This window comes from Streptomyces sp. NPDC048623 (assembly GCF_040650755.1).
Lineage (GTDB): Bacteria > Actinomycetota > Actinomycetes > Streptomycetales > Streptomycetaceae > Streptomyces.
On record NZ_JBEZHV010000010.1, the window covers coordinates 199,142 to 223,423 of the forward strand.

A 24,282-nucleotide genomic window follows, 5' to 3' on the forward strand; every position below is an offset into this window, starting at 1 on the left:
CCGCCGTCTCGTCACCCGGGCCGCACCGGCCCACCGCCACCCCCTCCCCCATTCTTCCGGGCGCACCGCCGCCCGGTGTTCAGCAGGCCTGCTCAGCAGCCTTGTGCCCTGAAGGGATCGCCGTGTTCTTCAGCCAGTACTACCTCGACTGTCTCTCCCACGCCTCGTACATGATCGCGGACGAGACGACCGGTCAGGCCGTGGTCGTCGACCCGCGCCGCGACGTCTCCGAGTACGTCGCCGACGCCGAGGCCCACGGCTTCACCGTCGTCGGCGTGATCAACACCCACTTCCACGCCGACTTCATCGCCGGCCACCTGGAGATGGCCGAGGAGACCGGCGCCTGGATCGGCTACGGCCGGCGCGCCGAGACCGAGTACCCCATCCGCAAGCTCGCCGACGGCGAGACCATCAGCCTCGGCGACGTCACCCTGGAGATCATGGAGACGCCCGGGCACACCCCGGAGTCGATCAGCGTCCTCGTCTACGAGCACGGCGAGGACACCGTGCCGTACGGCGTGCTGACCGGCGACGCCCTCTTCATCGGCGACGTCGGCCGCCCCGACCTGCTCGCCTCCATCGGCGTGACCGCCGAGGAGCTCGGCGCCATGCTCCACGACAGCGTGCAGAACAAGCTGATGGCGCTGCCGGACGAGGTGCGGGTCTTCCCGGCCCACGGCGCAGGGTCCGCCTGCGGCAAGAACCTGTCGACCGAGAAGCAGTCCACCATCGGGCAGCAGCGGACCACAAACTACGCGTGCGCGCCGATGTCGCAGGACGAGTTCGTGGCCATCGTGACCGCCGGCCAGCCGTCGGCGCCCGGCTACTTCGTCTACGACGCGATCCTCAACCGCAAGGACCGCGCGCTGTTCGACGCGACCGCCGCCCCCCGGCCCCTGAACGTCGAGGACTTCAGCGCCCTGCGCGCCGCCGGCGCCGTGGTCGTCGACGCCCGCGACCCGCAGGAGTTCGCCGCCGGGCACCTGCGCGGCGCGGTGAACGTCCCGGCCGACGGCCGGTTCGCGGAGCAGGCGGGCACCGTCCTGTCCACCGACGCCGACCTGCTGGTCGTCGCGCCCGAGAACCGCGAGGAGGAGATCGTCACGCGTCTGGCCCGCATCGGCTTCGACCGGGTGGCCGGCTATCTGCGCTCCCCCGCCGACTCCCTGACGGCGCTCGCCGACGAGGTCACCCCGGCCAGCCGCCTGACGGCCGCGCAGGTCCGCGCCGCCCTGGAGGGCGACGACGCGCCGGTCGTCATCGACGTGCGCAACTGCGGCGAGCGCGGCGAGAACGGCTTCATCGAAGGCGCCCTGCACATCGCGCTCGGCGAGCTGCCCCGGCGCCTGGACGAGATCCCGCGCGACAAGCCGCTCGTCCTGCACTGCGCGGGCGGCCACCGCTCCTCGATCGCCGCGAGCCTGCTGCGCCACCACGGCTTCACCGACGTCTCCGACATCCTCGGCGGCTACGCCGCCTGGGCCCTGACGAACACCCCCACCACGGTCTGATCCGGCGGGCCGGCCACACCGGGGCCGGCCCGCGATCCGACCGGCCACAGCAGCCGGCGCACCCGCGACGGGGTCTCCCCTGCCCTGACGGGCCCCGCCCGGGGCGCCGGCACTCTTCTGCCACGCATATACCCCACCCGGTATTTTCCTGCCCTTACATATACCCCCACGGGTATTTCCTGCTCCCGCACATACCCCACCCCGTATATCCCGTGCGGGATCACCTCACCACGACGGAGTTCTCATGACGACCGACGCCTCCCGCGCCGCCGGCCTCACCCCCGCCACCCTCCAGCAGCTGATCGAGGACGGACGCGGACCGCGCCTCCTGGACGTCCGCACCCCGGCCGAGTTCCGCACGGCCCACATCCCCGGCGCGTACAACGTGCCCCTGCACACCCTGCGCGAGCACCGCGCCGAGCTCCTGACCCACCTCGACGAGGACGTCGTCCTCGTCTGCCGCTCCGGAGCCCGCGCCGCCCAGGCCGAGCAGGCCCTCGCGGAGGCCGGTCTGCCCAACCTGCGCGTCCTGGACGGCGGCATGATGGCGTGGGAGGTCGCCGGCGCGCCCGTCAACCGCGGCGAGGCCCGCTGGGACATGGAGCGCCAGGTGCGCCTGGTCGCCGGCTCGGTCGTCCTGGTCACCGGCCTCGTCGGCGTCCTGGTGCCCGGGGTGCATCTGATCGGTACGGCGATCGGCGCCGGCCTGACGTACGCGGCGCTCAGCAACTCCTGCATGATGGGCGTGCTGCTCTCCAAGCTGCCCTACAACCGCGGCCCGCGCACCGACATCCGTACCGTCATCGCCTCCCTGCGGGAGCGGCCGTGATCACCCTCGTCCTCGCGGCCTCCGTCCTCATCGGCGTCAGCCTGGGCATCCTGGGCGGCGGCGGCTCCATCCTGACCGTGCCGATCCTGGTCTACCTGGCCGGCCAGGACACCAAGGAGGCCATCGCCACCTCGCTGTTCGTCGTCGGCGTCACGAGTCTGGTCGGACTGGTCCCGCACGCCCGGGCGGGCCGGGTGCGCTGGCGCACCGGTCTGATCTTCGGTGCGGTCAGCATGGTCGGCGCCTACGGCGGCGGACGCCTCGCCGAGTACATCCCCGGCACCGTCCTGCTCGTCGCCTTCGCGCTGATGATGCTCGCCACCGCCGCCGCCATGCTCCGCAAGTCCCGCAAGCAGAAGCAGGCCAAGCCGGCCCACACCGAACTGCCCCTCAAGCATGTGCTCGTCGAGGGCCTCGTCGTCGGCGCGGTCACCGGCCTGGTCGGCTCCGGCGGCGGCTTCCTCGTCGTGCCCGCGCTCGCCCTGCTCGGCGGACTCCCGATGAGCGTCGCCGTCGGCACCTCGCTGCTCGTCATCGCGATGAAGTCCTTCTCCGGGCTCGCCGGCCATCTCTCCGGCGTGTCGATCGACTGGAAGCTGGCCCTGATGGTCACCGCCGCGGCCGTCGTCGGCAGCCTCGTCGGCAGCCGCTTCGCCGGACGCATCCCTCAGGACACCCTGCGCAAGGCCTTCGGCTGGTTCGTGGTCGTCATGGGCGTCTTCGTCCTGGCCCAGCAGCTGGACACCGCGGTGTGGAGCCACCCGGCGACCTGGGCGGGGCTCGCGACCGCGGCGGCCCTCGCCGTCGGTGTCCGGCTGCTGCGACGCACGAGAGGCGCGCGCAGCGCGCCGTAGAGCCGGGAAATATACCCCTTGGGGTATTCTCGAAAGCGGGGAAGAGGCGGGGGAAGCGAAGGAGGAACATCCATGCAGGTCGACGAAGAATCGGTGCAGCCCGTCCTGAACCGGCTCCGCCGGGCCCAGGGCCAGCTGGCCGCCGTGATCACGATGATCGAGTCGGGGCGCGACTGCAAGGACGTCGTCACCCAGCTCGCCGCCGTCTCCCGCGCCCTGGACCGGGCCGGCTTCAAGATCGTGGCCAGCGGCATGCGTCAGTGCCTCAGCCCCGACTCCGACGCCCCGCCGATGAGCCAGGACGAGCTGGAGAAGCTCTTCCTCACGCTGGCCTAGGGCCCGTCCGCCGGACAGGCCTAGGGCGTGTTTCGACACACGCCCTAGTCGCCGCCCCCGCCGCCGTCACCGCCTCCGCCGTCTCCCCCACCGCCTCCGCCGTCGCCTCCGTCACCGCCGTCCGAGCCCCAGCCGTCGCCTCCGCCGGACTCGTTGTCGTCGCCGCCGGTGCCCAGGTTGCTGAACCAGGAGCGGTCCCAGTCGGCGTCGGTGGCGAGGGGCTCGCCGCCGTTCGTCTGGCGCCGCTCCATGCGGAAGCGGGCCAGACCGGTGGTGTCGCCGAGGCCGAAGGAGACGGCGAACACCTGGGCCATCACCGCGTCCAGCGGATCCTGGCCCTCGTGGCGCACCGGGGCGAGCGGCAGCAGGACGGAGTCCGGGTCGGCCGCCGGGCGGCGCGGCGGGCGCGTCAGGAGCGCGACCCGCTGTTCGTCGCGCAGCAGCCAGGAGCTCGTCGCGTCGGCGCGCCGCAGCACCCACTGCCGTCCGGACCACTGCAGCGCCACCGAACTCTTGGACTTGCGCAGCTTCTTGGTGAGCGTGAGGCGGGCCGTGGCGTCACCGACGGTCACGCGCAGACCCTTCGCCGGATCGGCGGCCTCGCTCAGGATGCCGTACGGCGCCCGGATCCGTACGACGGGAGCCTGCGGCCCCCACACGTCCACCCGCACCAGGCGCCGGTCCACGGCGACCGTGACGGGCCCGGCCGGCCCCGGCGCGTACCGCCGGGCGATCCACAGCGGCACGCCCTCGCTCCAGGCGTGCTGCGCGAGCGCGCCGACGCCTTCCGGTCCGCCGCTCAGCCGCACCGCCAGATCGCCCAGGCGGCGGGCGAACTCGGCCGTCTGACGCACCTTCACCGGCTTGCTGGTGCCGGTGATCCGGGTCACCGGCACCACGCCGGGGCCCTCGGGCAGCCGGTCGAGGGGGCGTTCGGACCCTCCGCCGCCCAGCCAGTACCCGCGTTGGTACGCCTCGGCCATGGCCCCCAGGTTCAGCTCGCCGAGCGGTGTGGTCCGGCCGCCCCTGCGCAGTCCGTCCCCGGTCAGCTCGACCGTGCGCGCCAGCGGATTCCACGACCGCTCGCCGTAGAGCAGTTCGCTCACCACAGCCCCCGTGCCCGCTCCCGCGTGCCCGTCACTTGCTGACCGCGAACCGCATCAGGGCGTGCTCGTCGCCCTGCTTGATCTTCCCCGTCGTGTTGATCACTTCGAGCTTCCAGGCGCCGCCGACGCGCATGGCCTTGGCCACGGCGCAGCCGTTGTCCTGGGTCAGCAGGCTCGGCCAGATGTCGGCGACCTGCTGCGAGCTGCCGCCGGTCGCGTCGTAGACCTTGAAGCTGATGTTGCGCGCCTTCTGGAAGGAGCTGCCCTTCTTGTACGCGGCGGCGACGAACACGATCGACGTGATGTTGGCCGGGATCCGCGCGAACTCGACGGTCACGGTCTCGTCGTCGCCGTCGCCGTGCCCGGTCTGGTTGTCGCCGCTGTGGACCAGCGAGCGGTTGCCCATGGGGTCGAGCGAGTCGAGCCCGGCGAGCCGCACCGGGTCGCTGCCCTGCATGGCGACGGCGATCAGGTCGAGGTCGGTGCCGGTCTTGCGGCGCAGCTTGCCCAGCACGCCGCCGGAGCTTCCGGCGGTGGGGTCCCAGGACACGCCGATGGACAGGTGGGTCACTCCGTCCAGGTCCGCCGGGCCGTCTTCCTTGGTCAGCGTGATCATGCGCGGGTCTTCCTTCGTCGAGGGGTCTACAACATCCAGAGTCCGCCCGGGCCCCCGGCGGTTCCCGGCGACGGGTCCCGGCTGCGCTTGACCTTGACACGGTGACAAGGTCTTCGCTGCCGCCCAGGAGGTGACCTCATGACCCTGTCGACAGAGGACACGAAGACCGTTCGGGCGCTGCGGGGCCTGGAGCACGACAGCGCGTCCGTACGGCTGCGGGCGGCCCTGGCGATCGGCACGGACCCGGATCCGGGGTTCGTCGGCCCGCTCGTCGGGCGGTGTGCGGTCGAACCGGACTTCTCCGTACGGGAGATGCTGACGTGGGCGCTGACCCGGCACCCGGCGCCGCTGACGGTCCCCCTGCTCGTCGAGGAGGTCCGCTCGGCGCGGGCGCGGGCGCGGAGCCAGGCCCTGCACACGCTGTCCAAGGTCGGGGACCGGCGGGCCTGGCCGGTGATCACTCCGACGCTGCTCGCCGACGCCGACGACGAGGTGGCCCGGAGCGCCTGGCGGGCGGCGGTCGTGCTCGTGCCCGAAGGTGCCGAGCACGCGCTGGCCGTAGGGTTGGCGACGCAGCTGGGGCGTGGCGGGCCCGAGACGCAACGGAGCCTGAGCCGGGCGCTGATCGCGCTCGGGGAGGTGATGCTGCCGGTGCTCGGCACCGCGGCGACCCACCACGAGCCCCGGGTGCGGGCACACGCGCTGGCGACGGAGCGTCTGTGGCGGGACCCGGACGCGGACTTCGGGTTCGCGATCGAGGAGGCGAAGCGGATCGTGGCCCTCGGCGGGGCGCCGGACAGGCCCTAAACCCTGTGAACGGCAGAGCAGAAGGAGTGGTGGGCGGTGCGGATCAGTGAGGTCGCGCGGCGGTCGGGGGTGAGCGCCCGCATGCTCCGGCATTACGAGGCGCTCGGTCTGGTGCGGCCGACGGGCAGGACCGGCACGGGCTACCGGGAGTACTCGGACGAGAACATCCGGCGTGTCTTCCACATCGAGAGCCTGCGGTCCCTGGGCCTCTCGCTGCGCGACGTCGGGCGCGCCCTGGACGACCCCGCGTTCGCGCCCGCCGGGCTCGTCGAGGACCTCATCCGCGGGACCCGGGACCGTATCGCGGCGGAGACGGAACTGCTCACGCGGCTGCGCCGGATCGATGCCGCGGAACCCGCCTGCTGGGAGGACGTCCTCCAGGTCGTCGCGCTGCTCCAGGCCCTGGGCTCGAAGAGCCCGGGGGCGCGGCAGCGCGCGGCCCTGTCGGCGGCCGAGGACGTTCCCCTGCCGGTGGAGGCGCTGGTCGAGGCCGTCCTGAGCGAGTCGGACCCGAATGTGGCCGGGGCGCTCCGCTGGGCCCTGGCCCAGTCGTCCTCGGCGGCCGAGGAGGGGCTGCCCCTGCTCGCCAAGGGCCTCGACTCCCCCACCGCCGCCGTACGGAAGCGGGCCGTCCGCTCCCTCGCCGAGCTCCCCGACGGCGCGGCGACCGCCCTCCTGACGGAGGCGCTCGCCCACCACGACGTCGTGGTCCGCCGCTACGCGGCCCTGGCGCTCGGGGCGCGCGGCGTGGCGGACGCGATCCCGACGCTCGTCGAGATGGTCGTCGTGGGGCGCAACGACGGCGACGCCGCCGACGCGCTGAGCGCGCTCGCCGCCGACCCGGCCGTGGCGGACCGGATCGGGACCGGCCTGGTCGGCCGGCTCGCGGGCAGCGGCCGCGAACCCGCCGCGCGCCGCCGGCTGACCCAGGCCCTCGCGGGCGTCCCCGGCGACACTGCCTCCCGCGCCCTCGCGGAGCTGGCCGAGGACGCGGACCCGGGCGTCGCCCTGACGGCGGCATACGTGCTGTCGCTGCGCGCGGCCGACTGAGGCGGCCACGCCACCGACGACCGCTCGTACGGCGCGCCGCCTCGTGCCCGGCCCGTCCTCTCCCCCTCCATGGCCGGACACGCACTGCGGCCGCCAGGGCGTGTGTCGAAAGTCCCGCCTGCGGGGAACCGAGAGCCGTGAACCGCGGCCCCGGCCGCCCGCCGGGTCAGGCGAGTTCCACCAGGAGGTCGCCGCCCTCCACCTGCTGGATGCGGGTGATGGCGAGCCGTGAGACCCGGCCGCTCCGCGGGGCCGTGATCGAGGCCTCCATCTTCATCGCCTCGATGGTGGCCACCGTCGCACCGGCCTCGACCTCGTCGTCCTCGGCGACGGCGAGCGTGACCACGCCCGCGAACGGGGCCGCCACATGGCCCGGGTTCGAGCGGTCGGCCTTCTCGGTGACCGGGAGGTCGGCGGCGGCCGCCTCGTCGCGGACCTGGACCGGGCGGAGCTGTCCGTTCAGTGTGGAGAGGACCGTGCGCATGCCGCGTTCGTCGGCCTCGCCGATGGCCTCCAGTTCGATGAGCAGGCGCACGCCGGGGCCGAAGTCGACGGCGTACTCCTTGCCCGGGCGCAGCCCGTAGAAGAAGTCCTTGCTGTCGAGGACACTGGTGTCGCCGTACGCCTGGCGGTGCGCCTCGTAGGCCTTCGTCGGGCCGGGGAAGAGCAGGCGGTTGAGCGTGCCGCGGCGGTCCTCGGCGAGGCCGTCGCGGTCGTCCGGGGTCAGGTCCTGGGGCGGCTTGGGGCCCGCGCGGCCGCGCAGGGCCTTGGTGCGGAAGGGCTCGGGCCAGCCGCCGGGCGGGGTGCCGAGTTCGCCGTGCAGGAAGCCGACGACGGAGTCGGGGATGTCGTACCGGTCGGGGGTCGCCTCGAAGTCCTCGGGGGCCACGCCGGCACCGACGAGGTGGAGGGCGAGGTCGCCGACGACCTTGGAGGACGGGGTGACCTTGACGAGCCGGCCGAGCATGCGGTCGGCGGCGGCGTAGGTGGTCTCGACGTCCTCGAAGCGGTCGCCGAGGCCGAGGGCGACGGCCTGGGTGCGCAGGTTGGAGAGCTGGCCGCCGGGGATCTCGTGGTGGTAGACGCGCCCGGTGGGCGAGTCGAGACCGGCCTCGAAGGGGGCGTAGATCCTGCGGACGCTCTCCCAGTACGGCTCCAGGTCGCCGACCGCCTGCAGGTCGAGGCCGGTGGGCCGGTCGGAGTGGTCGGTGGCGCCCACGATGGCCGAGAGCGAGGGCTGCGAGGTGGTGCCGGCCATGGAGGCCACGGCCCCGTCGACGGCGTCCGCGCCGGCCTGGACCGCCGCGAGGTAGGTGGCGAGCTGGCCGCCCGCGGTGTCGTGGGTGTGCAGGTGCACCGGCAGGTCGAACTCGCGGCGCAGCGCGGAGACCAGCGTGGCCGCGGCGGGGGCGCGCAGGAGACCGGCCATGTCCTTGACCGCGAGGACATGGGCGCCCGCGGCGACGATCTTCTCGGCGAGCCGCAGGTAGTAGTCGAGGGTGTAGAGCTTCTCGCGGGGGTCGGAGAGGTCGGAGGTGTAGCAGAGCGCGACCTCGGCGACGGCCGTCCCGGTCTCCCGTACGGCGTCGATGGCGGGCCGCATCTGGTCGACGTCGTTGAGGGCGTCGAAGATCCGGAAGATGTCGATGCCGGTGGCGGCGGCCTCCTGCACGAAGGCGTCGGTCACCTCGGTCGGGTACGGGGTGTAGCCGACGGTGTTGCGGCCGCGGAGCAGCATCTGGAGACAGATGTTCGGTACGGCTTCGCGCAGTGCGGCGAGGCGCTCCCAGGGGTCCTCGGCGAGGAAGCGCAGCGCGACGTCGTAGGTGGCGCCGCCCCAGCATTCGAGGGAGAGGAGCTGCGGCAGGGTGTGCGCGACCGTCGGGGCGACGGCGAGCAGGTCCTTGGTGCGCACGCGGGTGGCGAGGAGCGACTGGTGGGCGTCGCGGAAGGTGGTGTCGGTGACGCCGAGGGTCGGCGACTCGCGCAGGCTGCGGGCGAAGCCCTCGGGGCCGAGGGCCTGGAGCTTCTGCCGGGAGCCGGCCGGCGGCGCGCCGCCGGGCCGCCGGGGCAGCTTGGTGGTCGGCGCGACGAGTTCGGGCCGCGGACCGTGCGGCTTGTTGACGGTGACGTCGGCGAGGTACGTGAGCAGCTTGGTGCCGCGGTCGGCGGAGTGGCGGGCGGTGAGCAGGTGGGGGCGCTGCTCGATGAAGGAGGTGGTGACCGCGCCGCCCTGGAAGTCCGGGTCGTCGAGGACGGCCTGGAGGAAGGGGATGTTGGTGGACACGCCCCGGATGCGGAACTCGGCGACCGCGCGGCGGGCGCGGCCGACGGCGGCGCGGAAGTCCCGGCCCCGGCAGGTCAGCTTGACCAGCATGGAGTCGAAGTGGGCGCTGACCTCGGTGCCGGCGTGGGTGGTGCCGCCGTCGAGCCGGATGCCGGAGCCGCCGGGCGAGCGGTAGGCGCTGATCATGCCGGTGTCGGGGCGGAAGCCGTTGGCCGGGTCCTCGGTGGTGATCCGGCACTGCAGCGCGGCGCCGCGCAGGACGACGGAGTCCTGGGACAGGCCGAGGTCGGCGAGGGTCTCGCCGGCGGCGATGCGCAGCTGGGACTGGACGAGGTCGATGTCGGTGACCTCCTCGGTCACCGTGTGCTCGACCTGGATGCGGGGGTTCATCTCGATGAACACGTGGTTGCCGTCGGGGTCGAGGAGGAACTCCACGGTGCCGGCGTTGCGGTAACCGATCTGGCGGGCGAACTTCACGGCGTCGTCGCAGATGCGCTGCCGTACGGCCGGGTCGAGGTTGGGGGCGGGCGCGAGCTCGATGACCTTCTGGTGGCGGCGCTGCACGGAGCAGTCGCGCTCGTAGAGGTGAATGACGTCGCCCCGGCCGTCGGCGAGGATCTGCACCTCGATGTGGCGGGGGTCGACGACGGCCTTCTCCAGGAAGACGGTGGCGTCGCCGAAGGCGGACTCGGCCTCGCGGGCCGCCGCCTCGATGGACTCGCGCAGCGCCGACGGGTCCTCGACCCTGCGCATGCCGCGGCCGCCGCCGCCCGCGACGGCCTTGACGAACACCGGGAAGCCGATCTCCTCGGCGGCGGCGACGAGTTCGTCGACGTCGGTGGAGGGCGCCGAGGAGCCGAGCACGGGCACGCCGGCCGCGCGGGCGGCGGCCACGGCGCGCGCCTTGTTGCCGGTGAGCTCCAGGGTCTGCACGGACGGGCCGACGAACGTGATGCCCGCGTCCTCGCAGGCCCGGGCCAGTTCAGGGTTCTCGGACAGGAATCCGTACCCCGGGTAGACGGCGTCGGCGCCGGCCTGCAGGGCCGCCCGGATGATCTCCTCCACGGAGAGGTAGGCCCGCACGGGGTGCCCGGGCTCCCCGATCTCGTACGCCTCGTCGGCCTTCAGGCGGTGCAGCGAATTGCGGTCCTCGTGCGGGAACACGGCCACGGTGCGCGCTCCCAGCTCGTAGCCGGCGCGGAACGCGCGAATCGCGATCTCCCCGCGGTTGGCGACCAACACCTTGCGGAACATCTCTGATCCCTTCACCCGGGGCGTCCCCGCGTCGCACTCGGCGACACATCGCACTCGGCAAGCGGCCGACTCGTCCGGGTCACGCTAAGGGCTCCCGGACGACGGTCTGAAGGTCCCGGCGCAGTGACATGGATCATCGGGCGCGGGCTCGCCCGGGTGGCGCAGAATGGGTCGCCCTTCGGAGCGGTGGGGACGGGAGCGTCGGCCCGACGGGGCCCTGGCACTTCCGAAGCCCCGTGCGCTCCTGCGGCGTCACGGCCTGGTGGCGTCGATGCCGAAGGCGATCTCGGAGCCTTGCACGGAGGAGACGGTCACCAGCACGTCCCACTTGCTGCCGTCGTCGGACGTGAGCCTGCACGTGGTGGTGCTGCCCACCGTGCCGACGAGCTCCTGCGGGCAGACGACCTGATCCGGTGAGGCGGACATCCGGTCCGCCACCCTCGCGATCAGATTCTCCCCGGACAGTTTCGGAGTCGGCGCCGAGGGGTCCGGCGCGGACGTCTTCGCGGGACCGGACGAGGAACAGCCCGCGAGCAGCATGCCGAGGACGCCGGTGGAGAGGGCCAGGGCTGCCGCGGACGGCCGGGATATGGACATGGAGGACTCCGCTTCGGTTGACCGGGGAAGATGTGATCAAGGAAGGTCTGATCAAGGAAGCAGGAGCATAGCGGCAGTTCAACGGCCATCCGCGGTACGGGACTCGGGGCGCGGGGATCGAGGCGGCCGTCACACGTCCCAGGTGGCCGGGAGGCTCTTCGCCCCGTAGATGTCCAGATCGGTCTCGGTGAGTTTCGCTGAGCACGTGGTCGGTGGGGTGTGCGCGTCAGGCAGTCGGCGGTGATCAGTGGCCGCCACGGCCACCCACTCGGCCGATCCGCCCGCCGGCGTCGTCGTCAGGCTCATGCGGCACGGTCCAGGGTGCAGCGCCGCTGGAACCACAGGGCGACGCCCATCAGCAGCGCCGGTACGACGGTGAACCCGGCGAGCAGCGCGCTGAGCGCCGTACCGGACTGGGTGACGGGCTCCCCCGCCGTACGGGAGGCGAAGCCGCCCAGGGCAAGGACCGCGGAGTAGAGGTACGGGCCGACGGCGGTGCCCGTCGCCTCGGTGGCCGTCCACACCCCGGTGTACGCCCCCGCCTTCGACGAGCCCGCCGCCTCCGCCGCCGCGACGGCGTCCGGCACCATCGAGAACGCGAAGAGCTGAAGCCCCGAGAACGCGATGCCCATCGCCATCACCACACCGGCGGTGACGACGACCCCCGCCGTCCCGCCGAGCGCCGCGCCCGCGAGCAGGGCCAGCGAGCCGGCCGCGAACACGCCCTGGGAGAGCAGCAGTCCGAGCTGCTTGCCGATCCGCCGCGACCAGGCCGTCCACACCGGGCCCGCGAACAGCGCGGGACCGAGGAACAGGCCCATGAGCAGCGCGGTGAGACGCGGATCGGCGAAGACGTACTCGGTGACGTACGGCAGGGCGGCGAGGAACAGATGGGTGGTCGTGCCGGTGAAGAGGTACGAGAGCACGAGCGCGCGGTAGTCGCGGTCCCGCCAGGCGACCCGCAGGTCGGCGAGCGTCGAGTGCCCGGCCCGCGCGTCGGGCGGCCGGAAGCCGCACGCGTCGGTGAGTCGGCGCACCCCGGCGAGCGCCACAGCGGCCGAGACGCTCATGACGAGCGCCAGCAGCAGCGCCATCCGCGTGTAGTCGCCCCGGTCGCCGGCCGCCGACAGGACCGGCGCGGCGACGCCCGCGCCGAGCAGTCCGACGGTCAGCAGGACCATCCGGAACATGAAGACCCGGGTGCGCTCGTGGTAGCCGACGCGCAGGTCGGAGGGTGTCGTCAGATACGGCACCTGGAACCCGGCGAAGAGCAGATTGCCCACCACGAACCAGCCGCCCACCCACAGCGCGGCCGGCGGTCCCGACAGCACCGGCGGCACGCTGAACATCGCGGCCATGGCCACGCCGAGCAGCAGCCCGGTCCGCATCATCCGGCGCCGGTGCCCGGACCGCCGCGCCTCCCGGTCCGAGCGCGAGCCGAGCAGCGGGTGGACGACGATGTCGACGGCCTTGGGGAGGAGCAGGGTCGGACCGGCGAGGGCGGCGGGGACGCCGAGGACGTCGGTGAGGAAGTAGAGCAGCAGCAGCCCGGGCACGGTGACCCAGACGCCCATGCCGACCGAGCCGGTGGCGTACAGCGCGAGCGTCGTACGGCCGGCCCGGGGCTGGGTGCCGGGGGCGGGCACCGGGGCCTGCGCGGAGAGCCCGGCCGGCTCGGAGGCCGGGGGCGGGGGCGGAGTCGTCGCGCCAGGCTGTTCCGGGGGCGTCATGGCCGGCTCCGCCGGCGCTCGACCACACCGGCGGCCAGGGCGGCCCCGTCGAAGGCACCGGCCGCGGCCCGCGCGGCGAGTGCGCGCGCCACGATCCGGTCGGTGAGCGCGGGCAGATGGCGGGCCAGGAAGAACTCCACCGCGCCCTTGCGGGTCGTGGTCACGTCGCGCCGCGGCCGGGTCGCGAGCGCGGCCCGCACGATCGCGTCGACGACGCCGTCCAGGGGCTCGTACACACTCATGCCCTCCAGCGAGAGACCGGCCGCCCGCGTCGAGTCGTGGATCGGACTCCGTACCGCCGACGGATACACGCAGCTGACGGCGACATGGCCGGCGAGCTCCAGGCGCAGCGCGTCGGCGTAGGCGACCATGGCGCGCTTGGAGGCGCCGTACGCGGCGGCGAGCGGGAGCTGCATGACGGCCATCCGGGAGGCCACCATCACCACGCGGCCGCGCGCGGCGACGAGGGCGTCGACGCAGGCGGCCGTCACCCGCCAGGTGCCGAGCAGATTGATCTCCAGCTGGCGGCGCACCTCGTCGCCGGGTGTGTACTCGGCCGGGGCGGGCCCGCCGACTCCGGCGTTGTTCACCAGGAGGTCGAGTCCGCCGAGGAGGGTGAGGGCGTCGGCGACGGCGGAGGTGACGCCGCCGAGGTCGGTGACGTCGCAGGCGAGCACGGGGAACGGCATGTCGCCGGCGGGGCGCAGGTCGAGGCCGACCACCTGCGCCCCGGCCCGGGTGAGCCGCTCGCCGAGGGCGCGGCCGATGGTGCCGGAGGCGCCGGTGATCAGGACCCGCCGCCCTCGGGGGTCGTGGCGTCGGCTGAGCCGGGGATTTCTCATGCGGACGCCTGCGCTTTCGAGGACGGATTGGACCGAGGTGACAGCGGCGACAGGGTGGGGACGCCGCGGGCGGCCCGCCGGACACCCGCCCGGATCTCGCGGGGCAGCGCGGCAACGTACTGGTCGAAGTCGACACGCATCATGGGCCGTCTGTCGCCCCAGCGGCGTACGGCGGCGGCGTAGGCGCGCGCGACGGCGGCGCGCTGCTCGTCCGGCCGCGGCAGCGCGTACCGGCCGCCGAGGTACGCGGCGACGAGCTTCGCCTGCGCCTCCACGACCGGCAGCGCGGCGCCGGTGGACTGCATCAGGCCGACGAAGGCGAGGGTGGGGTCGTCGAGATGGAAGACCCGCCAGTAGAGCGGCAGGGCCTCGGGGTCGCCGCCGGTCCAGGCGGGGTCGAGGAAGGGCATCGTGACCCGGTAGCCGGTCGCCCAGACGATCACGTCGACGTCCTCGGCGGTGCCGTCGGTGAAGACCACCCGGCCGCCGTCGAGCCGCTCGATGCCGGGGCGGGCGGCGATCTCGCCGTGGGTGAGCCGGTGCAGGACGGTGTCGCTGATCGTCGGGTGGTTCTGGAAGAGCCCGCCGGCCGGCCGCGGCAGCCCGTAACGCTGCGGCGTGCCGACCGCGAGGCGCAGGACGGTCTGCGCGACGGTCTGCCGGATGCGCCAGGGCAGTACGGCGAGAGCGCCGCCGGTCGCGTCGGCGGGGCGGCCGAAGAGGTACTTGGGGACGATGTGCGTGCCGTGCCGGGCGGAGAGCAGCACGGGGCCCTCGGAGACGTACGAGGCGTCGACGGCGATGTCCATGGCGGAGTTGCCCATGCCGACCACCAGGACCCGGCGGCCGGCGAACACCTCCGGGCTCCGGTAGGCGTGGGCGTGCAGCTGCGTGCCGTCGAAGGTGCCGGGGTAGGCGGGGGCCGGCCACTTGGGCTCGCGGTTGTGCCCGTTGGCGACGACGACGGCCTCGTACTCCTCGGAGACCGTCCCGGTGCCGGAAGCGCCGGTGGTGTGCGAGTCGACCTGCCAGGGGGCGGCCGGGCCGGAACGGCGTACGGCGGTGACGGCGGTGCGGAACCGGATGCGGCCGGTGACCCCGAAGGTGTCGGCGTACTCGGCGAGATAGGCGCCGATCAGCACGGCCGAGGGGAAGTCCGGCCACCCGGCCGGCATCGGGAGGTCGGCGAACTCGGTGCGGCCCTTGCTGGTGTTGAGGTGCAGGCTGTCGTACGCGGGCGAGGTCCCGGCGGAGTCGTCGCGCGCCCACAGGCCGCCGGGCCGCTCGCCGCGTTCGAACACGGTGACGTCCACGCCCTCGTCGAGCAGTGCCTTGGCCGTGGCGAGTCCCGCCGCCCCGGCGCCGATCACCGCCACCCTCGCCGCTCCCGCCGTACCGGATCCCCTACCAGGTCCCATACCGGGCCCTCCCTTCCCTGAGGACGCTCATTCAATCGAATGATGGAGAGCCTGACAATCCCCGTTGACCTGGCCTTTCTCCCTCCAGCAACTGATTGACATCGGTCCGGTACGGTGGGTGGCCGGGGTGTGATCACCGTGTAGCCTCGGGGGCATGAGCACCCAGCCCGACGACGGTCCCAGCCGCGAACGCATCCTGGCGGCAGCCACCCGACTGTTCGCCGAGCGCGGCTACGACGCCACCAGCACCCGCGCGATCGGCGAGGCCGTCGGCCTCAACATCGCGACGGTCGCGTACCACGTGGGCGCGAAGCCCGAGCTGTACCGCCAGGTGATGCGCGGCGCCCATCTCGCCCAACGGGACGTCGTCACCGCCGCGTTGAAGGAGCTGCACGCGTGCGGCCCGTCGGGGGCGGAGACCCGGGTCGCACTGCTCGGCTTCGTCGACGCGTATCTCTCCTTCTGTCTGAGCCACCCCGAGGTCCCGGCGCTGTGGATGCGGCGCTGGCTCTCGGAGGGCGCGGACCTCGAAGAGATCGAGACGGAGTTCGCCGGACCGCTCGTCGCCGAGGTCGCCGCCGCCGTCCGCGCGGTCCTCGACCGCGCCGGCCTCGGCGCCGGGGTCGACGTCGAGATGCTGGTCTTCACGATCGTCTGGACCACCCACTCCTTCGCCAAGGCGGGCGTCATCGACCCGGCGGGGCGTCGTCTCGGCCCGCGCGACCTGGCGATGACGGACCGCTTCCGGCGGCATCTGCACGCGGTGGTGACGGGGGTCCTCGACGGGGAGGGGCCCGGCGGGAAGGGGTGAGGGGCGGGGCCCTGAGGGCTCGCGCGCGCCGCGGTGTGCGCCTTCGCGCCCCCTGGTCGGTGCCTGCCGCCCGGGCGTGGCGGGCCGTCACCGTGATGGGGTGCCCCCACGAGGCGGAGAGCAAAGGACGGGACCCATGCGGCGACCGGGAGACGGGCAGCGGACGTACAGCCTGAAGGAGCTGGACCCGCCGGGGGTCGCGTACGACACCTGGTTCATCCCGGTCCAGGGCGGCGCGGGCTCGCTCCCGCGGGGGATCAGCGGCCGGGCCGCCGAGTTCCTGGAGCGCATCCAGCGCCTCGGCCGCGTCTACGGCGGCGCGGTGCCCGAGGCCGCGGTCCGCCTGGACCGGTACCTGGACGCGGACGAGCCGCGCTGGGGCGATCTGGCGGGACTTCTCGGCATCGCGCCGGGCGACGGGGAGCCGGACGGCATGCGGGCCTCCGTCCACGAGCTGCACGCCCAGGGCCGCTTCCTCGTCGAGGTCGGCGAGGAGGACGAGGACTCCGACGCCGTCCCGCACCTGCGGGTGGTCCGGGACCGGCCCGAACGGCCGGGCGATGCCTGGGTGTTCACACAGGGGGCGTGACGGGCCCCGGCGACCGGCTCCGTGTGCTCGGCAACGGGCTGCCCTCCACCGTCCCGCCGGCCGACCCGTCCGGGGAGTGACACAGGCGGGCCCGGCCGTCGCACACGGGGGAGGTGCGAGGCCGGGCCCACCACCACGGTAGCGGCAAGGGGCCCGTCCCGTCTCCCGTACGGCGGAAGCGGGATGCCGAAATCGCCGGGCGCCCCGATTCGGCGTGCCGGGGAGCACACTGGCAGGAGGGGGCCGCTCGTGGGGGCACGTGGAAGAGGGTGCGCGGATGGCCAGAGCACGGTTGTCGGCCCGCTCGCGTTACGCCCCCGACCGGGGGCTCGCGACGCGGATGGCGACGACGATGTTCCTGATCGGGCTGCTCTACGTGGTCTTCGTGGGCCTCCTGCTCGTGCTGCTGCGCGGGTCCTGGCCGATCATCCTGCTGATCACCGGCGCGCTGTTCGTCGGGCAGTTCTGGTTCAGCGACAGGATCGCGGCGCTCGGGATGGGCGCGCACGAGGTCACCCGTGAGCAGGCGCCCGAACTGCACGGCACCGTGGACCGGATCTGCGCGCTCGCCGACATGCCGAAGCCGAAGGTGGCGATCGCCGAGAGCGACGTGCCGAACGCGTGCGCGACCGGCCGGGGGGAGAAGACCGCGCTGGTCTGCGTCACCACGGGACTGCTGCGGCGCCTTGAGCCGGCGGAGCTGGAGGGGGTCCTGGCACACGAGATGTCGCACGTGGCGCACCGGGACGTCGCCGTCATGACCATCGCGTCGTTCCTCGGCGTGCTGGCCGGGATCATGACCCGGGTCGCGCTCTACAGCGGTCTCGGCCGCAGCCGGGACAACGCCCTCGGCATCGCCGTGCTCCTCGTCCCCGTCGTCAGCGCCGTCGTCTACATCGTCAGCTTCTTCCTGACCCGGGTGCTGTCCCGCTACCGCGAGCTGGCCGCCGACCGGGCCGCCGCGCTCCTCACCGGCCGCCCGTCGGTCCTCGCCTCCGCGCTCACCAAGGTGAGCGGCGAGATGGCCCGGATCCCGACGAAGGACCTGCGCAAGGCGGAGCCGTACAACGCCTTCTGGTTCGCGCCCGCGTTCTCCTCCAAGGAGAGCCTGAGCCGGCTGCTCTCCACCCATCCCACCCTGGAGCAGCGGCTCGACCAGCTCGCGCGGATCTCGGCGCAGCTGGGCGAGGCGTGAGGCCGGGTGTGAGGACGGTGGGACTCCTCGACAGCATCCTCGGGCGCAGCCGGCCGGTGCGGCCCGATCTGGACCGCCTCTTCGGTCTTCCGGCCGCCGCGATCACCCTCCAGGCGGGTACGGGCTTCGTGCCGGCCGGGTCCGGGTCGGTGTGCTTCGCGGCGGTGGAGGGCGGCGCGTTCGCGCGCCTGAAGGGGGAGGTACGGGATCTCCTGGACGTGGAGGTGGTGGAGGCGCCGCCGGAGCGGGACGGCGGCGCGGGCGGGGGTGCGGGTCCAGGTGCGGGGCCGGACGCGTCCCCGGGGTCGTACCCCGTGACGTACACCTCGGACGCGTACGGCTACACCTGGATCACCGTCCGCCGTCCCGCCGAGGACCTGATCACGCTGGTCAACGACCTGCACGCGGTCAACGCGCTGCTCGAGGAGGCGGGCTTCGGCCCGAACCTGCTGTGTTCCCTGACCGCGTTCCACGCGCCGGGGGAAGCGGCGCGCGAGCTCGCCCTCGTCTATCTCTACAAGCGCGGCACCTTCTATCCCTTCGCACCGCGCGCGGACCGTGCCGAGACCCGCGACAACGCGCTCGAACTGCAGGTCAGGGGCCTGCTCGCGGGTGACCTCGCGATGGAGCCTGACATGGAGCGATGGTTCCCGGTCTGGGGCGCGCCGGGCCTGGTCACCGGACGGTAGCCGGCCCGGCCCGCCCGGCCCGCCCGGCCGGGAGGTCAGGCGGAGAGCACGCCGGTGGTGAGCAGGCCGAGCAGCAGGATGCCGACGATCACGCGGTAGATGACGAACGCGTTGAAGGAGTGCCGGGCGACGAACTTCAGCAGCCAGGCGATCGACGCGTACGCCACGACGAAGGAGACCGCGGTGCCGACGACCAGCGGGAGAGTGCCCGCGCCCGTGCCGACGGCGTCCTTGAGCTCGTAGACGCCGGCGCCGGTGAGGGCGGGGATGCCGAGGAAGAAGGAGAGGCGGGTGGCGGCGACCCGGTCGAGGTCGAGCATCAGGGCGGTGGACATGGTGGCGCCGGAGCGGGAGAAGCCGGGGAAGAGCAGCGCGAGGATCTGCGAGGAGCCGACCAGCATCGCGTCCTTGAGGTCGGTGTCGTCCTCGCCGCGCTTGTGGCGGCCCATCTGGTCCGCCGCCCACATCACCCCGCTGCCGACGATGAGCGAGCCGGCGACCACCCACAGGGAGGCCAGCGGGCCGTCGATGAGCGGCTTGGCGGCCAGACCCACGGCCACGATCGGGATGGTCGCGAAGATGATCCACCAGGCGAACTTGTAGTCGTGGTGGTAGCGCTCCTCCTTGTCCCGCAGGCCGCGCACCCACGCGGTGACGATGCGGACGATGTCCTTGAAGAAGTAGACGAGGACCGCGGCGATCGCGCCGACCTGGATGACGGCGGAGAAGCCGACCACGGCGGGATCGTCGACGGGGATGCCCATCAGGCCTTCGGTGATCTTGAGGTGCCCGGTGGAGGAGACGGGCAGGAATTCGGTGATGCCCTCGACGATTCCGAGGATGGTGGCCTGACCGAGGCTGATGGCGCTCATCGGGGTCCTGTCTCGATGGGGGTGGTGGCTGGGGGGGCGGCGGGGGGGCGGCTGTCACCGGGCAGGCGCGCATGGCACACTCGTGGAACAGCATTTACGCGTGCGTAGAACTTCTACGCGACTGTAGAAGATCGGCGGGAGAACGACAAACCCCATGGACCGCAATACGCGCGACCAGGCGTCCCGACGGCCCAACGGCGCCCGCGAGACCCAGATCCTCACCCTGTTGCAGCAGTCCGAGGACGCGCTGACGCCCGGCGAGGTGGTCGAGCGGCTCGGCCGCGAGCTCACGTACAGCACGGTCGTGACGATCCTGACCCGGATGCACGGCAAGGAGATGCTCCGCCGCTCCCCGCGCGGCCGGGCCTACGCGTACGCGCCGGTCACGGACGACGCCGGGTTCGCCGCCCGCCGGATGCGCTCGGTCCTGGACGACCGGCCGGACCGTGAGGCCGTCCTCGCCCGCTTCGCCGACGAGCTGTCCGACGCGGACGCCGAGCTGCTGCGGCAGATGCTCGGCGACACCGGTGACGGCGCATAGGAACCCGCCGCCATGCACCTCGCCGTCTATCTGCCCCTGCTGCTGCCGCTGCTCGCCCCGCTGGGCGCCCGGCCGGTCGCCGAGCGCTGCGACCCACGACTGGGCACGTGGCTGCTCACCGGTTCCGCGCTGGTGCTCGGTGCCGCGAGCACGCTCTGCCTGGGGCTGCTCGCGGTCGCCGGCCTGGTCCGGGTCCCGTGGCTCGCGAGTCTCGGCCACTGGGCGCCGCTCGCCGCGCACGACGACCCCACGGCCCTGTCCGTCTCCCTGGCGGCGGGGCTGCTGCTCGGCGGTGCGACCCTGACGGCCGTACGGTTCCTGTTCCGGCGCGTCCGTACGCTCGCCGCCGCGGCCCTCGACGCGGCCTGCATGCCCGCCCGGGACGGTCTGGTCGTCGTCGAGGACGCGGCCCCCGACGCCTTCGCCCTGCCGGGACTGCCCGGACTGCCCGGCCGGGTCGTGGTGTCCACCGGGATGCTGGACACCCTCGACGCCGACGAGCACCGGATCCTGATGGCGCACGAGCGGGCCCATCTGACCGCCCACCACTACGCCTTCGTCGCCACCGCACAGCTCGGCGCGGCCGCCAACCCGCTGCTCCGCCCGCTCGCCGCGGCCGTCACGTACACGATCGAGCGCTGGGCCGACGAGAACGCCGCGGCGGCGACGGGCGACCGCCGCAAGGTGGCGCGTGCGGTCGGCAAGGCCGCGCTCGCCTCCCGGCACCGCCGGGGCCGCACCCCCGGCGGCGCCCTCGGCTTCCTCGGCCGCCTCCCCCTCCTCCCCGGCCGGCATCGGCGCGCCCACGCCACCCCCGGCCCGGTGCCGCGCCGGGTCGCCGCCCTCCTCGCCCCGCCCCAGGGCCTGCGCCCGCTCCTCACGGCGGCCACCCTCGCCGTACCGGCGGCGGCCCTGCTCGCGGCGGCCGAGGCGACCCTCGATCTGCACCGGCTCCTGGAGAGCATCGGCATCCGCTGAACGCGGGCCGGCCTGCGTCCTGTACGTCGTTACGGGTCGCTACCGTGGACCGGTGACCGACGACGAGTACTGGACGTATCCGCCGGAGCAGGGGCTCGCGCGGTACGGGGAGTTCCGGCTGACCATGGTCGAGCCGCCGTACGCCGCGGGGGCGGAGGAGCTGCCGGAGCACGACCCGGGCCGGGCGAGGGAGTTCGCGGCGGGGCTGCGGACCGTGGCCGCGGTGGTGGACGAGGAGGAGCGGATCGGGGCGACCGAGCGGATGGCGTTCGGGACGCGGGAGGATCTCGGCCTGGTGGGGGTGGGCTGCTGGGGGCCGGTGAGCGAGGCGAACGACCCGGCGCTCGCGTTCGCCGGAGGGACCTTTCCGCTGGCGGAGCAGGCGGACGAGCTGGTGGAGCGCTTTCCGGGGGCCGTGGTCATCGGCTCGGCGACGGTCGACCACCCTCTGACCTTCCACACCCATGTGTTCCACCACCCCTCCGGGGCGCGCCTGTTCGCCGCCGGGTGGGCGGGCGAGGAGGACTGGGACGTGGAGGGGAGCCCGTACGAGATCGCGGAGGCGTTCGGCATCCCGTCCGGTGCCCTGGCGGAGCGGGGGGTGCAACTCGGGGCGCGGCCGGGGGACTTCGCGTGGGAGGGGCTGACGCGGCTCGCCCTGCGGAGCGTCGGGCCGCTGCTGCGGACCGGGCGCGAGCTGTCGGTGTTCCGGGTGCGGCGCACGGAGGGGACCGCGGGGGATCTGGAGGAGACCTGGATCGACGACGGCGGCGCCTTCTGACTCGACATCTTCTGTTCCGGTGCGGCGATGTGAAGGTACTGCGAAGTTGGCGGGGACACGCCACGAGGCTCCGCCGCAAGCGCACAGGAAGCTCATAGGGTGGCCGACTGACTGCGGAGGACGTCCAGTTGACCTCGGAGCCCACCACGCCGCAGCCACTACCTTGCCGTCTACTGGGTTCCCAGGGGGAGAAGCCAGTGAGCACATCCGTGCGCCGGAACACCCAGCACACCCGCAGGCCGCAGTTGTGGGGGCGTCTCACGATCGCCTTCGCCGCCGCGGCCGCCACGACCCTGACCGGTCTGCCCGCCCTGGAGCAGGCGGAGGCGGCGAAGCCGCCGAACGTCAAGCCGGTCCGCTGCGACGAGAAGTTCCTCGGAAGGCAGTTCCCTTCCACCCCGGCCAACTCCGGTCCGCCGGACGGCCTTCCGTACGACGCGTGGCCCAACGACGAGAACTACACGTACGACAACCCCGCCAAGGCCTACGACGGTGTGCTGCCGCCGACGGACGCGCAGCGCGCGGCCGCGGGCAAGGACTACCGCACCTGGCAGCGGCAGTACAACAAGTCGAAGAACCCGGCCGACAAGGTCATGGAGATCTACGCCCGCTACAACAGCCAGTACGACTCCAGGACCGGCTATCAGGACTTCAGGCGCTTCCTCGACGTGCGCTACATCGGCGCCCACGGCAACCCGCCGCGCGGTGCGGCCTTCGAGGCCCGCATGGTCAAGAAGTACAACATGGTCGGGCCCGACTGGTGGTGCCAGGACACCATCGAGTACACCGATCCCGAGACCGGTGAGAAGCGCTACCGCGTGATCGACGCGCACCACCGGCCCTCGGAGCGCAAGGTCGAGATGAAGTCCAACGGCAAGATCGAGGACGACCAGCTGAGGGCCGACCGGCAGATCGCCAAGGAGCGCCCGAAGTCGACCTTCCGCTATCTGACCGGCGCCGCGACCGAGGACACCACCAAGGACAAGATCAAGCAGTTCGACGACGACCTCAAGCGGGACCGGGGCACCACCCGCAACCAGGCCGGCGTCAACGAGCGGCGCTCGAACGCCATCGAGCGCACCCAGAAGCCGACCGTCTACACCAACTACGACAAGCGCTTCAATCCCGATCCGCTGAAGGGCGGCCGGGGCCCGATCATCGACCAGGCGCTGCGGTCCGGGAAGACGGTCGAGGAGGCGCGCAAGCTCCAGGCCATGTACAACCGGGCCAACAGCGGCGGCTACTTCGGCCGCGGCCCCGGCGGCATCGACTTCTCCACCCTGGAGATCAACTACGTCGGCACGCCCGTGAAGGGCAAGGGCCTCGACTACTCGATGAAGGCGGACTACGCCAAGGACCCGGACAAGAACCCGGGTTACGGCGGCGACGCCAAGCTCCAGCTCGCCTCGGACGCCTTCTTCACCTGGCTCGCGCTGACCCCGGACCGGTTCTGGGTGAACCTCAACCCGATCAGGCCCGACGTGATCATGGACAAGGAGTTCGCGAAGACCGACGCCGGACGGGTGCTCCTGGAGGCCGACCTCACCCTGAAGCACGACTACGCGGACGCCATGAACCCCGACAAGTACGAGCGCGGGGAGCGGTTCTGGCAGGCGGCGCCGCGCACGCCCGAGGGCATGCCGTGTCTGCCGGTGATCCGCCAGTGGATCACGCCGAAGCCCGCGAAGGTGCGCGAGCAGGACGGCGGCATCTACATCCTGGACGCGCCGCTGAAGGTCAACATGGAGGTCCCGACCGGGCCCGACGTGCCGGCCGGAGGCTGCAGGCTGACCGAGGCGCAGACCCGGCAGGCCGAGGCCCTGATCCTCTCGATGATCCGGCCCGAGCTGGAGCGCCGGGTCAACGAGGACGCCTCGTACGCCGACCTGCGCCGGGTCTACTCGTCGCGCGTGGCGGCCGAGTACGTACGGCGCCAGGACGCGGTCGCCCCGACCGACTTCCGCCGGATCATCAACAGCAACGACGTGTCGCGCTGGCCGCTGCGCGGCGAGAACAAGGACTGGGACAAGAAGACGGTCTACGACAAGTACGTGTACTCGTTCAAGAACGGCGACTACAAGTTCGAGCGGGTGTACGGCGGCAAGGTCTGGATCCTGTCGATGGGCGGCGTCGACTTCTCCAAGGCGCCGAAGCGGGACATCACCCGCGCCCAGTTCACCACCGAGTACCGGGGGCTCGACCGGACGACCCGGAACTCCGTGCAGACCGAGGTGACCTACCGGAGCGGCGGCACCGCCTACCTCGGCGGCTCCAGCGCCGAGCAGCCCACCATCCCGGAGGACCCGAAGCCGACCCCGACGCCGACGCCGAGCCCGAGCACGCCGGGCGACCCGACGCCGAGCGGCACCCCGTCGACGCCGGCGCCGTCCACGCCGGGCGGTGACCACGCGACGCCGCCGGGCCGGACGCCGGGCGGCGACCTCGCCCACACCGGTTCGAGCACGCCCGTCGGCCTGATCGTGGGCATCGCCGCGGCCCTGGCCGTCGCGGGCGGCGGGCTGCTGTGGTGGGTGCGGCGACGCCGGTCGACGGAGGGCTGAGCCTGTCCTGCGGAGGCCCCGTACCGGC

23 protein-coding genes are annotated in these 24,282 nt (G+C 73.1%); 14 read left to right on the plus strand and 9 right to left on the minus strand.

Going from position 1 to position 24,282, the window contains the following annotated elements:
• Positions 1–122: 122 nt before the first annotated feature.
• The 4 genes from AB0C73_RS17465 to AB0C73_RS17480 all read left to right on the plus strand — a co-directional run bounded on the left by AB0C73_RS17465 (position 123) and on the right by AB0C73_RS17480 (position 3,530).
• Complete coding sequence (locus AB0C73_RS17465) at positions 123–1,511, plus strand: MBL fold metallo-hydrolase (RefSeq protein ID WP_362530400.1); 1,389 nt, start codon at positions 123–125, stop codon at positions 1,509–1,511.
• 244 nt (positions 1,512–1,755) lie between these two features.
• Positions 1,756–2,340 (plus strand): rhodanese-like domain-containing protein, encoded by a 585-nt coding sequence (locus tag AB0C73_RS17470; RefSeq protein ID WP_362530403.1) that lies wholly within the window; start codon positions 1,756–1,758, stop codon positions 2,338–2,340.
• Entirely contained in the window at positions 2,337–3,194 is an 858-nt protein-coding gene (locus AB0C73_RS17475; RefSeq protein ID WP_362530404.1) for a sulfite exporter TauE/SafE family protein, read from the plus strand. Before AB0C73_RS17470 ends, AB0C73_RS17475 begins: the two co-directional genes overlap by 4 nt.
• A 72-nt stretch (positions 3,195–3,266) precedes the next feature.
• Positions 3,267–3,530: a metal-sensitive transcriptional regulator gene (locus AB0C73_RS17480; protein ID WP_362530405.1), complete on the plus strand. Its 264-nt coding sequence runs from the start codon at positions 3,267–3,269 to the stop codon at positions 3,528–3,530.
• A gap of 44 nt (positions 3,531–3,574) precedes the next feature.
• On the opposite strand, the gene AB0C73_RS17485 is transcribed toward AB0C73_RS17480, so the two are convergent.
• Positions 3,575–4,636: a hypothetical protein gene (locus AB0C73_RS17485; protein ID WP_362530407.1), complete on the minus strand. Its 1,062-nt coding sequence runs from the start codon at positions 4,634–4,636 to the stop codon at positions 3,575–3,577.
• Positions 4,637–4,667: 31 nt separating this feature from the next.
• The gene (locus tag AB0C73_RS17490) at positions 4,668–5,252 is read right to left on the minus strand and encodes a TerD family protein (RefSeq protein WP_362530410.1); all 585 of its coding nucleotides are present in this window, start codon (positions 5,250–5,252) and stop codon (positions 4,668–4,670) included.
• Between the two features lie 138 nt (positions 5,253–5,390).
• On the opposite strand from AB0C73_RS17490, the gene AB0C73_RS17495 reads away from it, so the two are divergent.
• Both AB0C73_RS17495 and AB0C73_RS17500 read left to right on the plus strand, forming a co-directional pair.
• The gene (locus AB0C73_RS17495; protein WP_362530413.1) at positions 5,391–6,059 is read left to right on the plus strand and encodes a HEAT repeat domain-containing protein; all 669 of its coding nucleotides are present in this window, start codon (positions 5,391–5,393) and stop codon (positions 6,057–6,059) included.
• Between the two features lie 36 nt (positions 6,060–6,095).
• Positions 6,096–7,109 carry a HEAT repeat domain-containing protein gene (locus AB0C73_RS17500; RefSeq protein ID WP_362530415.1) on the plus strand — a complete coding sequence of 338 codons (1,014 nt, stop codon included), beginning with the start codon at positions 6,096–6,098 and terminating at the stop codon, positions 7,107–7,109.
• Positions 7,110–7,275: 166 nt separating this feature from the next.
• Here AB0C73_RS17500 and AB0C73_RS17505 read toward each other — a convergent pair whose 3' ends face one another.
• The 6 genes from AB0C73_RS17505 to AB0C73_RS17530 all read right to left on the minus strand — a co-directional run bounded on the left by AB0C73_RS17505 (position 7,276) and on the right by AB0C73_RS17530 (position 15,237).
• On the minus strand, positions 7,276–10,650 hold the full coding sequence (locus AB0C73_RS17505; protein ID WP_362530417.1) for a pyruvate carboxylase: 3,375 nt from the start codon (positions 10,648–10,650) through the stop codon (positions 7,276–7,278).
• A gap of 252 nt (positions 10,651–10,902) precedes the next feature.
• Positions 10,903–11,247 (minus strand): DUF4333 domain-containing protein, encoded by a 345-nt coding sequence (locus AB0C73_RS17510; protein ID WP_362530420.1) that lies wholly within the window; start codon positions 11,245–11,247, stop codon positions 10,903–10,905.
• Positions 11,248–11,376: 129 nt separating this feature from the next.
• Positions 11,377–11,553 (minus strand): hypothetical protein, encoded by a 177-nt coding sequence (locus tag AB0C73_RS17515; protein WP_362530422.1) that lies wholly within the window; start codon positions 11,551–11,553, stop codon positions 11,377–11,379.
• Entirely contained in the window at positions 11,550–12,977 is a 1,428-nt protein-coding gene (locus AB0C73_RS17520) for an MFS transporter (protein ID WP_362530425.1), read from the minus strand. Before AB0C73_RS17520 ends, AB0C73_RS17515 begins: the two co-directional genes overlap by 4 nt.
• Positions 12,974–13,819: an SDR family NAD(P)-dependent oxidoreductase gene (locus AB0C73_RS17525; protein WP_362530427.1), complete on the minus strand. Its 846-nt coding sequence runs from the start codon at positions 13,817–13,819 to the stop codon at positions 12,974–12,976. Before AB0C73_RS17525 ends, AB0C73_RS17520 begins: the two co-directional genes overlap by 4 nt.
• Positions 13,816–15,237 carry an FAD-dependent oxidoreductase gene (locus AB0C73_RS17530; RefSeq protein ID WP_362530429.1) on the minus strand — a complete coding sequence of 474 codons (1,422 nt, stop codon included), beginning with the start codon at positions 15,235–15,237 and terminating at the stop codon, positions 13,816–13,818. The genes AB0C73_RS17525 and AB0C73_RS17530 overlap by 4 nt, the downstream gene beginning before the upstream one ends.
• A gap of 154 nt (positions 15,238–15,391) precedes the next feature.
• Here AB0C73_RS17530 and AB0C73_RS17535 point away from each other — a divergent pair, with 154 nt between their 5' ends.
• From AB0C73_RS17535 to AB0C73_RS17550, 4 genes are all read left to right on the plus strand, one after another.
• On the plus strand, positions 15,392–16,048 hold the full coding sequence (locus AB0C73_RS17535; RefSeq protein WP_362530432.1) for a TetR/AcrR family transcriptional regulator: 657 nt from the start codon (positions 15,392–15,394) through the stop codon (positions 16,046–16,048).
• A 136-nt stretch (positions 16,049–16,184) separates the two neighbouring features.
• On the plus strand, positions 16,185–16,637 hold the full coding sequence (locus AB0C73_RS17540) for a hypothetical protein (protein WP_362530434.1): 453 nt from the start codon (positions 16,185–16,187) through the stop codon (positions 16,635–16,637).
• Positions 16,638–16,914: 277 nt separating this feature from the next.
• Complete coding sequence (gene htpX, locus AB0C73_RS17545) at positions 16,915–17,832, plus strand: zinc metalloprotease HtpX (protein WP_362530437.1); 918 nt, start codon at positions 16,915–16,917, stop codon at positions 17,830–17,832.
• 17 nt (positions 17,833–17,849) lie between these two features.
• Positions 17,850–18,521 (plus strand): hypothetical protein, encoded by a 672-nt coding sequence (locus AB0C73_RS17550; RefSeq protein ID WP_362530438.1) that lies wholly within the window; start codon positions 17,850–17,852, stop codon positions 18,519–18,521.
• A gap of 35 nt (positions 18,522–18,556) precedes the next feature.
• On the opposite strand, the gene AB0C73_RS17555 is transcribed toward AB0C73_RS17550, so the two are convergent.
• Positions 18,557–19,393, minus strand: a complete 837-nt coding sequence (locus tag AB0C73_RS17555) for an undecaprenyl-diphosphate phosphatase (protein WP_362530441.1) — start codon at positions 19,391–19,393, stop codon at positions 18,557–18,559.
• Positions 19,394–19,547: 154 nt separating this feature from the next.
• Between AB0C73_RS17555 and AB0C73_RS17560 the strand changes: the two genes are divergently transcribed.
• The 4 genes from AB0C73_RS17560 (at position 19,548) to AB0C73_RS17575 (ending at position 24,254) form a co-directional block, all read left to right on the plus strand.
• The gene (locus tag AB0C73_RS17560; RefSeq protein WP_362530443.1) at positions 19,548–19,934 is read left to right on the plus strand and encodes a BlaI/MecI/CopY family transcriptional regulator; all 387 of its coding nucleotides are present in this window, start codon (positions 19,548–19,550) and stop codon (positions 19,932–19,934) included.
• 12 nt (positions 19,935–19,946) lie between these two features.
• On the plus strand, positions 19,947–20,912 hold the full coding sequence (locus AB0C73_RS17565) for a M56 family metallopeptidase (RefSeq protein WP_362530446.1): 966 nt from the start codon (positions 19,947–19,949) through the stop codon (positions 20,910–20,912).
• Positions 20,913–20,964: 52 nt separating this feature from the next.
• Entirely contained in the window at positions 20,965–21,693 is a 729-nt protein-coding gene (locus tag AB0C73_RS17570; RefSeq protein ID WP_362530448.1) for a DUF6333 family protein, read from the plus strand.
• 197 nt (positions 21,694–21,890) lie between these two features.
• Entirely contained in the window at positions 21,891–24,254 is a 2,364-nt protein-coding gene (locus AB0C73_RS17575) for an LAETG motif-containing sortase-dependent surface protein (protein WP_362530450.1), read from the plus strand.
• Positions 24,255–24,282: the final 28 nt, after the last annotated feature.